The organism is Delftia sp. JD2 (genome assembly GCF_001682645.1).
Classification (GTDB): Bacteria; Pseudomonadota; Gammaproteobacteria; order Burkholderiales; family Burkholderiaceae_C; genus Comamonas; species Comamonas acidovorans.
Genome location: NZ_LFJT01000064.1, coordinates 24554 through 35839, shown reverse-complemented (window position 1 = coordinate 35839; position 11286 = coordinate 24554). Strand labels below are relative to the sequence as shown.

The window sequence follows — 11286 nt, the reverse complement described above, 5'->3', positions numbered from 1 at the left end:
CCGGGCCCGCCGGCCCCGGCCGCCGGCCCATTAGCGCCGGCCCATTAACGCCGGCTTAATCTCGGTTCCGTATCGTGCGGGCCTGGCTGGCCAGCCCTGCGGGCATTGCGCCTTGCGGGGCGGCGGCCAGTATCCCTATTCGATCCTGTCCGCCGCAGCCGTGCGCTCCTGGGTGCGTGGCGCGGACGCATGGCAGGGCAAATGCCTCTTCCCACGATGATCCGCATGAACAAACAGACCCTGTCCCGGTCGTGCATCGCCATCGGCATCTGCATGCTGATGGGCAGCGCCTGGGCGCAAGACGCCGCGCCCAAGGCACCAGCGCCCGCAGCAGCGCCCACAGCTGCGGTGCAAGGCAGTGCAGCAGCTGGCCAGAAAATCGCCCAGTCGGGCACGCCCCAGGGTGCGGCGGCATGTGCCACCTGCCACGGCGCCAAGGGCGAGGGCATGGCGGGCTTTCCCGCCCTGGCCGGCCAGCACGCCGGCTATCTGGCGCGCCAGCTCCAGCACCTGGCCGACGGCAGCCGCCAGGCCGCCGTGATGGCGCCCATGGCCAAGGCCCTGTCGGCCCAGGACCGTGCCGACGTCTCGGCCTATTACGCCAGCCTGCCGCTGCCCATCCAGCCCGTGCGCGGCCCCCTGCCCAAGGGCAAGGACGATGACGGCGCCTGGCTGGTCGAGCGCGGACGCTGGGCGGACGGCATTCCCGCCTGTGCCCAATGCCACGGCCCGGGCGGCGTGGGCGTGGGCGCCGATTTTCCGGCCATCGGCCACCTGACGGCCGACTACATGCAAAGCCAGGTCGCCGCCTGGAACAAAGGCCAGCGCGAGGCCGGCCCGCTGGGCCTCATGGGAAAGGTCGCGCAAAAGCTCACGCCCGCGGACATCCAGGCCGTGGCGGCCTACTACGCCCGCCTGCATGGCGCCAGCCCCAGCACCAGCACCGCAGCCACGGCCTCCGCGCCAGCCAAACCCTGATGGACCGGGAGCCGAACATGTCCGACACACAACCCACCCGCGCCTCTCAAAACTCCAATACCGCCGAGTACGTCGTCGTCGCCTGCCTGTTCGCCGGCCTGGCGGGCGCGCTCGCCTATGGCATGTACATCAGCCAGCCAGACATGCCACCTGCGCCGGCCCGCGTGGGCGCGGTCCCCGCTGCGGCTGCCACCGCAGCCAGGGCCGATGCAAATGCGAATGCCCAGGTCACCTCCCAGGCCGTGAAAGTGGCTGCCGACGGCGGCGCCTTCACACCCCCCGGCGCCCGCGACATCCCCGACACGCCCATGGGCGAGTGGATCCGCCGCGGCGAGGCCATCTTCCTGCGCACGCCGGCCAACGCCGTGGGCTTTTCGGGCAACACCCTCAACTGCGTGAACTGCCACCTGGACGCAGGCCGGCTCAAGGGCGCCGCACCCATGTGGGGTGCCTACCCGCTGTACCCGGCCTACCGCAAGAAGACCAACCACGTGGACACCTTCGCCGAGCGCGTGCGTGGCTGCTTCATGTACAGCATGAACGGCAAGGCCCCCGATGACGGCCACGACATCCTCGTGGCGCTGGAGGCCTACGCCTACTGGATGGCCCAGAAGGCGCCCACGGGCGAGAAGCTGCCGGGCGCGGGCTTCACCAAGGTGGGCAAGGCCGCGCAGGAGCCCAGCTTCGAGCGCGGCGCCAAGGTCTACGAGGCCAAGTGCGCGCTGTGCCACGGCGCGCAGGGCCAGGGCCAGGAAACCGGCGGCGTGACCGTGTTCCCGCCGCTGTGGGGCAAGCAGTCCTACAACTGGGGTGCGGGCACGCATGAGGTGGACAAGGCCGCCAGCTTCATCAAGGGCAACATGCCCTACGGCAACCCCACGCTGGACGACCAGGAGGCCTGGGACGTGGCCACCTACATCAACAGCATGGAGCGCCCCCAGGACCCGCGCTTCACCGGCAACGTGGCCGACACGCGCAAGCAGTTCCACGACACCCCGTTCTCGCTGTACGGCACCGAGGTCAACGGCCGGCTGCTCAAGGGTCTTTGAGCAGGTCGGACAGGCAACGGCAGGCCGGGCGCAGGCCTGCGTTGCCGTACATGGCAGGGCGCTGACGGCCGCCCTGCAAGCGCATCTGCGCCGGTGCGGCCTTTGCACCAGACGGCGTACGGTCATCGGTTTGACGGCCGGCATTTCATGATTTAATAAGAATCATTCTCACTGATTTGCCAGCGCATCCGGCTTGCACCGCAGCACACCGCCTTGCCGGCAAGCCAGGCCCGTGCCGCACAGGGCCATGCGCAAAGGCCTTCGCGCGACCACCGCGCAATGCTCAGGTTTGCCGAGGAAACCATGACCCAGACCTTGGACGACATTCAGCAACTGGCGCATGAGCACCAGGTGCTGCTGCGTGGCTACGGCCATGCCCAGTTGCGCAGCAGCGAGCTGCTGTGCCTTCAAGCCCAGGAAATAGAGAGGCTGCAAAGGCTGGTGATCCGCCAGCGCGCGGCCTTGATGGCCAAGGAAACCCAGCTGCTGTGGGCGCGCGAGGAGCGCGAGGCGCTGGAGAAGGCCATTCCCGGGCTCTCGCGCCGCGTCACATTGGCACGGCGCGTGGAGTCGCTGCTGGTGCGCGTGCAGGACCTGTTGCGCGAGCGCGCACGCTGGCAGCGCCAGACGGCCGCGCCCGTGGCGCAGCCCGCCATGCCTGCGCGGGAGCCCGAACAGGACGCCGAGGCCTTCGAGGCCAGCCTGCGCGAGGCCGATCTGGTGATCTGCCAGACCGGCTGCCTGAGCCACGGCGAGTACTGGCGCGTACAGGACCATTGCCAGCGCACGGGCAAGACCTGCGTGCTGGTGGAGCAGCCCGATGCGCTGCGCATCGTCCGCATACACCGGGGTGCCGAAGGCGGCGACAACCCCGCCATGACACTGACACACGGAGACACCACCGCATGACACGCAGCAAGATGCCCCTGAGCCCGGGCGGCGAACCCGAACTGCGCAGCGTCGGCCTGAAGGCCACGCTGCCGCGCATGCAGGTGCTGGAAATGTTTCGCCAGAGCGAGTCGCGCCACCTGCATGCCGAAGACGTGTTCCGCCTGCTGGCCGAGCGGCGCGCCGAGGTAGGCCTGGCCACCGTCTACCGCGTGCTGTCGCAGCTGGAGGCTGCAGGCCTGCTGCTGCGCCAGACCTTTGAAAGCGGCAAGGCGGTGTTCGAGCTCAATGAGGGGCCGCACCATGACCACCTGATCTGCCTGCAGTGCGGACGCGTGGATGAATTCAGCAACGACCACATCGAGGCGCTGCAGCACCAGGTGGCCCAGGCCCACGGCTACCGCCTGGCCGACCACCGCCTGGCCCTGTACGGCCATTGCGGCGCGTGCTCGCAGCTGCCACCCGAATCACTGGCACAGCCCGAGCAGGCAAGACAGCCTGCGCTGCAGGACAACGAATGAGCACCAACGACAGATCCCTGACCCCCGAGCAGCGCGCCGCGCTGGACCTGCTGATGTCGCGCCAGTCACGCTGGCCGCTGCAGGAGCCGGCGCCCGGCCCCGGCGTGATCGACACCGTCATCGACGCGGCCTTGCGCGCCCCCGACCACGGCCAGCTGCGCCCCTGGCGCTTCGTGCTGGTGCAGGGCGATGCGCGCCATGCGCTGGGCGAGGTGTTCGTGCAGGCCGCCAAGGCGCGCGATCCCCAGGCCGACGCCGAGCGATTCCGCGCCAAGGCCCTGTCGGCCCCGCTGATCATCGCGCTGGGCGTGCACCTGCAGCCCGAGCACAAGGTGCCTGAAAGCGAGCAACTGCTGGCCGGAGGCGCTGCCGCCATGAACATGCTCAACGCCCTGCACATCCTGGGCTTTGGCGGCTTCTGGGCCAGCGGCGCCAACAGCCACGATGCGCGCGTGCGCGAGGCCCTGGGATTCGAGCCCCATGACCGGCTCGTCGGCCTGCTGTATGTGGGCACGCCCGTCTCGGCCGGCCGCGAAGCTCTGCGGCCGCCGCGCAACCGCTTTGTGCGCGAATGGCAGCCCGGGCAAGACCTGGTGCAAGGCCTGGCCCTGGCCCTGTCCTCCAGCGCAGCCGACGAAGGCTGATCCTGGTTCCCTGAAACAAGGATGCCCGGCTAGACCGGGCATCCTTCGTTGCGGCTGCTCAATCGGCCTAAGCCGCCGTCTCGACCGACTTCAACTGGTAGATGGCATAGAAGTGCACGCCAAAGGTCCAGCGGAATGCCGGCCCCACCAGCGAGTAGGGCGGGCCGTAGCCTTCCATCACCTGGTGCGCGGCCACCAGCTGCAGGCGCGGATGGGCTTGCGCCAGATCGGCCTCGCGGCGCAGGCCCCAATGGAACTGGGCCTGGGTGAGCCGGACCGAGGGGTGCTGGCTTGCGCGCCCGGCGGCCAGCCAGCACATGGCGTCGAACACCAGTTCCGAACCCGGCGGGCTGCATTGCGCAAACGTGGTCCACAGCGCCTGTATCTGCTCTTTTTGCAGGTACATGGAAACGCCTTCGGCCATCATGAACACGGCAGGCCCTGACCTGTCGGCCGGCAGTCCCAGCCGCCGCCACCAGTCGGCGTCGGCGAGGTCGAATTGGCGGATCTCCTGGCGCTCCGATTGCCAGGGCAGCAACTGCCTGCGCAGGGCTACCACCGGCCCCAGGTCCGCATCCGTCATGCGCATCTGTCCGTTGTCCAGCCATTGGAAATAGTCGCTGAGGCCGCAGCCCAGGTTCACCACATGGCCCCGCGGCTGGCGCCGGAGAAAGTCCTGCGCCAGCGCGCGAAAGCAGTGCGTGCGCGCCAGCACGCCGTAGATGCTCTGCCTGTCCTGCAGCCAGCGGCTGCCGTCATCGCCCAGCTGGGTCAGCGTGTCCAAGGCGTGGGCGTCACTGACGGCCATGCCCGGAAACAGCCGGTCGCCCAGGGCGCGGGCGGTCAGCGGAATGCGCAGCGTCTCGCTGACGTCGGACAGTTTTTCCTGCCGGGGCGTGGAGGGCGGCGCATCGGTGAAAGCCGGGCCGGCCGACGGTGCAAGAGGTTCGGGCATTGCTCGCTCCTGTGGTGCGCTGCAGGCCAGCATGCCAGGCCTGCGCACGTCATGAACCAGTTAACGGAAATCATTCATATCGGTTTGATGCAAGGCTGCCACGGCACGACCCGCGACGCTGCCATGGCCATCATGCGCGAAGTCCGTTCAGAACCGGCAGTCCGCAGTCTGCACCAGTTGCGCAAAGGCGCCGCCCAGCGTGCGGTTGTGGTGGCCGATGATGAGCTCGGCCTGCAGCAGCGGCGAATCGGTGGTGGTATGCGCATCCGCCACCAGCACCGGGCGAAAGCCCAGGCCGGCTGCGGCACGGCAGGTGGTGTCCACGCAGAACTCGGTCTTCATGCCGGCGATGACCAGTTCGGCAATGCCGGCTTCGGCAAGCCAGGTGGCCAGGCCGGTGCCCTCGAAGCAGCTGGGCCGTGTCTTGTCGAAGACGCGGTCCCGCTGCGCATCGATGCCCAGCTGCGGCAGCAGTTGCGTGAGCGGGCTGCCCGGGGCGATCGGCGAGCCTGCAGGGCCGGTGTGGCGCGCAGCGAAGATGGGCGCGCCGGCTTCACGGGCGCGGGCGATCAGTTGTCGGGTGTTCGCCAGCACGCGGTCCTTGTCGAACGGCGCATCGCTGCCGTTGAAAAGACCTTGCTGCATGTCGATGACGAGCAGGGCACGCCGTGGGCCGTCCGGTGCGGCCGTCGAGGATGGGGAGGAAGCGACGGATGGGGTGGAAGGGGGAATCTGCATGAAGTCTCTCCGGTGATGCCCTGGATGCACGGAGAAACGCAAAGGCCCCGTCCATCGTGGGCGGGGCCTTGGGGGATGGTGGCTGCCTTGCGGCGCTCAGGTATCCGTCCACGGTCCGCCGTTGGCGGTCGTGGTGGTGGTGAGGCGGTGCGTGGCAAAAACCATCCGCGCATCCTGAGGCCGGCGATGCGGCCTGTCAACCCTTGCGTGCGCGGGCCTGGCCCTCACGACTTGTTGACCTTGTGGTCCTCGCCCTTGGCTTCTTCCATGGCCTCGGGCTCCAGTTCCTCGGCGGAGCGGTTGAGGTGGATGAAGGCGCCCCAGCCCAGCAGCAGGACACCCACGGCGCTGACCAGGGCGGCGGGGTAGAGCAGGTGGGCGGGTTCTTCCTGTGTCTTGAAGGCGGCGACCAGGGCCTCCACGGCCAGCGCGACGACCAGCACCACCAGAAAGCGCGAGAGAAAGCGGCGCACGCGCGTGGGGCCGCTGATATGGGCCTCGCGTATGACTTCCTCTTCGGTGATGGTCTGGGCGATCTGCAGCGCAACCACGCCGGAGGCCAGGATGCCCAGCGCCTCGACGATGCGCAGGCCCGATTCGCCATCCACGCCATGCGCCATGGCGTTCCAGCCCTTCAGGCCCGCGATCCAGAGCAGGGCCACGGCGGCCAGCGAAAACAGCAGCGCGATGAGGGCGTGCAACACGGTGAAAAGGGTATGGATGGCTTTCATGGCAGAGGGCGGAGAGTGGGCCGTGGCGCATGTTTCCACGGCGCCGGAGCGCCGCTTGTAGGAAACGGCGAACAGCGGTGGACAGGCGGCCTGCCTGTCTGCGGGTCACGGGCATGGATAGAATCCGAGGACCATGTCCAGATGGTTCATCGCGGTTTTCTCCCTGCACTTCGTCGTCAGCGTGGCCTTGTCCACGCTGGGGCTTGCGCCATGGCGCGCCCTGCCGCACGAGCCATGCGAGCCGCCCGCGCGCGGCCTGCGCCGGCCCGGAGCGCGCGGCGGCGCCGCGGGTGGACACGGTCTCCCTGCTCGATGACTTCGACCACGCGCTGATGGACGATCAACAGGACCTCCCCGATGTCGTGCACGCCGTGGACGGCATGCCGGCACCCCGCCTGCAGGCCGGGCGCCACATCACCGCCAGCCTGCGCGAAGGCCCTTGGCGCAGCCTGGCCCCGCCCGATCGGCCTCCCCGGGCGGCCTGATCCCCCATTGCCGTTTTTCTGACCTGCAGTGCCCTGCGCCTGCGGTGCCTCTGCCGCTTCGGGACGCTGTCCTGAATGCCCGGCTGCCGGGCTGGCCCCTGGCTTTCCTTCTTCCCGGACCCATCGCCGCATGGGCCCTTTCTGCCGCAGCTGCGGCTCCCGGTTCCCACAACACGCATCATGGAAATTGCCATACTTTTTGCGCTGATCCTGCTCAATGGCGTCTTCGCCATGTCCGAGATCGCGCTGGTGACGGCCCGCAAGGCGCGCCTGCAAAAACTCATAGACGAGGGCGATGCCGGCGCCGCCGCCGCCGCGCAGCTGGGGGCCGACCCCACGCGCTTCCTGTCCACCATCCAGATCGGCATCACCTCCATCGGCGTGCTCAACGGCATCGTCGGCGAGGCCGCGCTGGCCGCCCCCCTGGCCGAGTGGCTGCAGCGCCTGGGCGTGCCCGCGCCCTATGGCGGCTACACGGCCACGGCGCTGGTGGTGGTGCTGATCACCTATTTCTCCATCGTCGTCGGCGAGCTGGTGCCCAAGCGCATCGGCCAGACCTACCCAGAGACCTTCGCGCGCCTGATCGCACGCCCAGTCAACTGGCTGGCCCATCTGACCAAGCCCTTCGTGGTGCTGCTGTCCGTGTCCACCCATGCGCTGCTGCGCCTGCTGGGCGTCAAGGAAAACAGCGGCAGCGCCGTCACCGAGGAAGAGATCCACGCCATGCTGGCCGAAGGCACGACGGCCGGCGTCATCGAATCGCACGAGCACACCATGGTGCGCAACGTGTTCCGCCTTGATGACCGCCAGATCGGCTCGCTCATGGTGCCGCGCAGCGACGTGGTCTGCCTGGATGCCGATGCGCCGTTCGAGGACAACCTGCGCGTGATCGAGCAGTCCGACCACGCGCGCTTTCCCGTGGTGCGCGGCGGCATGGACTCCATCATCGGCGTGCTCAACGCGCGCCAGTGGCTGTCGCGCGCGCTGCAGGGCAAGGAGCAGGGCCTGACCGACCAGCCCATGCAGACCGCGCTCTATGTGCCCGAGACCATCACCGGCATGGAACTGCTGGAGAGCTTTCGCCTGTCCGACGTGCACATGGCCTTTGTGATCGACGAGTACGGCGAAGTCCAGGGCATCGTCACCCTGCAGGACCTGGTGGAGGCCATCACGGGCGAATTCCAGCCCCGCGATCCGCGCAACTCCTGGGCGCTGCAGCGCGAGGACGGCAGCTGGCTGCTGGACGGCCACATCCCCGTGCCCGAACTCAAGGACCGGCTGGAGCTGGCCACCGTGCCCGAGGAAGAGCGCGGCCGCTACCACACGCTGGCCGGCATGGTCATGCTGCTCACGGGCCGGCTGCCGCGTGTCACCGACACCGTGCAATGGGAAGGCTGGCGCTTCGAGGTGGTGGACATGGACGGCAAGGCCATCGACAAGGTGCTGGCCATGCGCGTGGACGTGTCGCTGCAGGTACCGGGTGATGAAGACGGCGGTGCGGCCCATGCCGCGCGCTGAACGCCGGGGCCCGCGCGGCGCATGGAAACTGCTGGCATGCGCGGCGGCCGTGGTCTTCATGGCCGCCTGCCTGGACGGCGTGCAGGGCTATCCGCAGCAGCAGGCGCCCATCATCAGCCCCTACGACATGACCCAGGAGCAGCGGCTTGCCGAAATGAACGCCATGGGCGCGGCCGGCCATGCCGACCATCGATGGACCTACGAACTGCGCCCCGGCTGCGTGCTGCGCGTGGACCTGGACGGCCCGCAGGGCCCCAGGCCCTCGCATGACATCGCCCTGCTGGGCAGCGTGGTGGCCGTCACGGCCCAGCGCGAACGCGGCAGTTTCCGCGTGGAGCTGCAGCCCGGCGACGGCCTGCAGGCCGCGCGCTCCCTGGTGCTGGAAAGCGCCAAATGGGCCGACGCCAGCTGGACCCAGCTGCTGTTGCGCCTGATGCAAAAGGGTTGCGTGGAGATGCAGGGCCTCTCGCATGGCAGGGGGGCCTCAGGCCGGCACTGAAGAGGCACGAAGCGCGGCGGGCAGGCTGCTTGCTCCGATCTCCACAAATGAAAAGCGGCACCGAAGTGCCGCCGGGTAGAACGCGGGGCACAAGGCCCCGCGCCAAGGCAGATCGCCGGCTTACTTGGCCAGCGTCAGCGTGCCCTTCATCAGCGCGGAGTGGCCGGGGAAGGAGCAAAAGTAGCTGTAGGCCTCGCCGGCCTTCAGGGCGGCGGTGGAGAAGGTGACGGAATCGCTCTCGCCGCCGCCGATCACCTTGGTGTGGGCGATCACGCGGGCATCCTTTTCCTTCACGAAGTCCTTGGCGGCACCAGCGGCGATGCCGTCATTGGCCACGGGCTGCAGGTCGGCCGTCTTGCTCAGCACCCAGTTGTGGCCCATGGCCGTCTTGGGCAGCTTGCCCACGTGCTTGAGCTTGACCGTGAACTGCTTGCAGCTGGCGGGCACGCTGATGGTGGGCTTGTTGAACTGCATGGCGTCGTTGCCTTCGATCTCGACGGCGCAGTCGGCGGCCAGCACAGGCGCGGCGACGGCAGTCATTGCGAGGGCCAAGAGGACGGGCTTCCATTGCTTTGCCATTGTTTTCTCCTTGAAAAGCGGGTGAGGTGGCTGGCATCCGAGGGCCATGGACCGGCAGGCGGTCTGTCGCCATGGATGCTTTGTATGGCTGCCTCAAGCATAGACAGGATCGGGGGCGGCAGGTTGATTTGAATCAAGTCAAAAGAGTTCGAAGACTTGCGCTTGGAGCATGCGGTATGGCGTCGCGCATGCAGGGCATGCATTCGGGCTGCCGCAGGAAAACGGTTTTGCCGCCCGTGGTCTTTTGGCGACGGGCAACCCCACAGCTCGCATGCCTCTACTCACGTCAGTCACATTTGGGTACGATTGCTGAAAATAGAGGGAATGTATGAGATTGCTTGTTTTCATAGGCTCGATCATCGGCGCCATCTTTTTGCTGACGGCGTTCTTCGTCGACAGCTCCCATCAACAGGCGGCGCTGGCGGCCATGGCCTGCGCCAGCGTCCTCATTCCGTATGTGCTGTTCAGATTGCACTCGATCGCCGTCGAGCATGACCAGCTCGACCAGATCCTGCAACTGGTGCGAAAGTCCGGTAGCCAGGGCGAGGGGCTGGCGCAGGGAGGCGATGGGCCCCCTGAGGCGAGCGGGCCTGTGGCGCCCAGGTCCTGGATGTCCTGAGGCCTGGCATCGACAGGTCTGGCATCAACAGGTCTGGAAGGTGTCAGGCGAACTGCACCACCACGCGCCGGTTGGTGCGGCTTTTCTTCTCGATCTTGGTGACGGCCACCGTGCCGATCTCGGCCGTGCTGCGCACATGCGTGCCGCCGCAGGGCTGGCGGTCCAGGCCGGGGATGTCGATGATGCGGATCGTCGCCGTGCCGCCTGGGGGCGCGGCGCCTGCGGTGCGCACCAGGTCGGGCTGTGCAGCCAGTTGCTCGGGCGTGATGCGGTCCACGTTCACCGCATGGCTGGCGGCGATCAGGGCGTTCAGGCGCTCCGTCAGGTCGGCCTTGTCCAGCGTGGATTCAGGCAGGTCGAAATCCAGGCGTGCCGAGTCCGGCGAGATGCTGCAGCCCGTCACGGGCACAGGCACCAGCACGCCCAGCAGGTGCAGGCAGGTGTGCAGGCGCATCAGCCGGTGGCGCCTGTCCCAATCGATGGCTACCTGAACGCGCTCGCCCACCTGGGGCGGGGCATCGGTCTGCAGCACATGCAGGATGCGCTGCCGGTCATCGGCATAGACGGTGTCGATCAGGGCCAGGCTGCGGCCATCGGCCAGGGTCAGCGTGCCGGTGTCGCCGGCCTGGCCGCCGCTGCGGGCATAGCAGACCGTGGCATCGAGCTCGATGCCCTCGGCGCTGACGGCCGTCACGGTGGCTTCGCAGCGGTCCAGGTAGGCGTCGTCGTCAAAGAGCTTGTGCGTCTGGGGCATGGGGTGTCTCCGGGGTCGTGGTTCTTGGGTTAGGGGCTTCAGCGCAGGGCGCACAGGCCCTGGGCGGTTTCCATCTGGGGATCTGGGGGCGTGGGAGCCGCCGGCTCGGGGTGCAATGCCCCGCAGGTCGGCCGCATGCCGGGCGCCGCGGTCCAGGCCGGCTGCGGCGGCGATGAGATGGTCAGGCTCCCGTGTCATGTCGCGGTCCATGGTATCGGCGGCATGGCGGGGCCGGGCAGTACGCCTGGGCGAAAAGTCCCCAGTACAGTCCATGGCCCGCAGCGGTGGCAGTCGCCTGCTTGACAGCCTGTCAAGTGGCGGTGCCCGC

At 68.2% G+C, this 11286-nt stretch carries 14 protein-coding genes; 9 read left to right on the top strand and 5 right to left on the bottom strand.

Going from position 1 to position 11286, the window contains the following annotated elements; all coding sequences use genetic code 11:
• The first annotated feature begins 216 nt into the window (after positions 1–216).
• The 5 genes from ACM14_RS25210 to ACM14_RS25190 all read left to right on the top strand — a co-directional run bounded on the left by ACM14_RS25210 (position 217) and on the right by ACM14_RS25190 (position 4080).
• Positions 217–978 (top strand): c-type cytochrome, encoded by a 762-nt coding sequence (locus ACM14_RS25210; protein WP_065347682.1) that lies wholly within the window; start codon positions 217–219, stop codon positions 976–978.
• A gap of 17 nt (positions 979–995) precedes the next feature.
• Positions 996–2027, top strand: coding sequence for a c-type cytochrome (locus ACM14_RS25205; RefSeq protein WP_065347687.1), 1032 nt, complete (start codon positions 996–998; stop codon positions 2025–2027).
• A 303-nt stretch (positions 2028–2330) separates the two neighbouring features.
• Positions 2331–2936, top strand: coding sequence for a DUF2325 domain-containing protein (locus ACM14_RS25200; RefSeq protein WP_063325936.1), 606 nt, complete (start codon positions 2331–2333; stop codon positions 2934–2936).
• Entirely contained in the window at positions 2933–3436 is a 504-nt protein-coding gene (gene fur / locus ACM14_RS25195; RefSeq protein ID WP_065347681.1) for a ferric iron uptake transcriptional regulator, read from the top strand. The genes ACM14_RS25200 and fur overlap by 4 nt, the downstream gene beginning before the upstream one ends.
• The gene (locus ACM14_RS25190) at positions 3433–4080 is read left to right on the top strand and encodes a nitroreductase (protein WP_065347680.1); all 648 of its coding nucleotides are present in this window, start codon (positions 3433–3435) and stop codon (positions 4078–4080) included. The genes fur and ACM14_RS25190 overlap by 4 nt, the downstream gene beginning before the upstream one ends.
• A 67-nt stretch (positions 4081–4147) precedes the next feature.
• Here ACM14_RS25190 and ACM14_RS25185 read toward each other — a convergent pair whose 3' ends face one another.
• From ACM14_RS25185 to ACM14_RS25175, 3 genes are all read right to left on the bottom strand, one after another.
• A complete protein-coding gene (locus tag ACM14_RS25185; protein ID WP_065347679.1) occupies positions 4148–5035 on the bottom strand; it encodes a class I SAM-dependent methyltransferase in 888 nt (295 codons plus the stop codon).
• A 147-nt stretch (positions 5036–5182) separates the two neighbouring features.
• Positions 5183–5773: a cysteine hydrolase family protein gene (locus ACM14_RS25180; RefSeq protein WP_084027450.1), complete on the bottom strand. Its 591-nt coding sequence runs from the start codon at positions 5771–5773 to the stop codon at positions 5183–5185.
• A gap of 224 nt (positions 5774–5997) precedes the next feature.
• Positions 5998–6504 (bottom strand): hypothetical protein, encoded by a 507-nt coding sequence (locus ACM14_RS25175; protein WP_012206033.1) that lies wholly within the window; start codon positions 6502–6504, stop codon positions 5998–6000.
• 290 nt (positions 6505–6794) lie between these two features.
• Here ACM14_RS25175 and ACM14_RS32520 point away from each other — a divergent pair, with 290 nt between their 5' ends.
• The 3 genes from ACM14_RS32520 (at position 6795) to ACM14_RS25160 (ending at position 9006) form a co-directional block, all read left to right on the top strand.
• On the top strand, positions 6795–6989 hold the full coding sequence (locus tag ACM14_RS32520; RefSeq protein WP_254662133.1) for a hypothetical protein: 195 nt from the start codon (positions 6795–6797) through the stop codon (positions 6987–6989).
• A 180-nt stretch (positions 6990–7169) separates the two neighbouring features.
• Positions 7170–8507, top strand: coding sequence for a hemolysin family protein (locus ACM14_RS25165; RefSeq protein ID WP_065347678.1), 1338 nt, complete (start codon positions 7170–7172; stop codon positions 8505–8507).
• On the top strand, positions 8494–9006 hold the full coding sequence (locus tag ACM14_RS25160) for a hypothetical protein (RefSeq protein ID WP_043796733.1): 513 nt from the start codon (positions 8494–8496) through the stop codon (positions 9004–9006). Before ACM14_RS25165 ends, ACM14_RS25160 begins: the two co-directional genes overlap by 14 nt.
• A gap of 120 nt (positions 9007–9126) precedes the next feature.
• Here the strand turns inward: ACM14_RS25160 and azu are convergent, their stop codons facing one another.
• Positions 9127–9585: an azurin gene (azu, locus tag ACM14_RS25155; protein WP_012206029.1), complete on the bottom strand. Its 459-nt coding sequence runs from the start codon at positions 9583–9585 to the stop codon at positions 9127–9129.
• Positions 9586–9913: 328 nt separating this feature from the next.
• Between azu and ACM14_RS25150 the strand changes: the two genes are divergently transcribed.
• On the top strand, positions 9914–10204 hold the full coding sequence (locus ACM14_RS25150; RefSeq protein WP_043821386.1) for a hypothetical protein: 291 nt from the start codon (positions 9914–9916) through the stop codon (positions 10202–10204).
• A gap of 43 nt (positions 10205–10247) precedes the next feature.
• Here the strand turns inward: ACM14_RS25150 and ACM14_RS25145 are convergent, their stop codons facing one another.
• Positions 10248–10958: an alanyl-tRNA editing protein gene (locus ACM14_RS25145; protein WP_065347677.1), complete on the bottom strand. Its 711-nt coding sequence runs from the start codon at positions 10956–10958 to the stop codon at positions 10248–10250.
• Between the last annotated feature and the right edge of the window lie 328 nt (positions 10959–11286).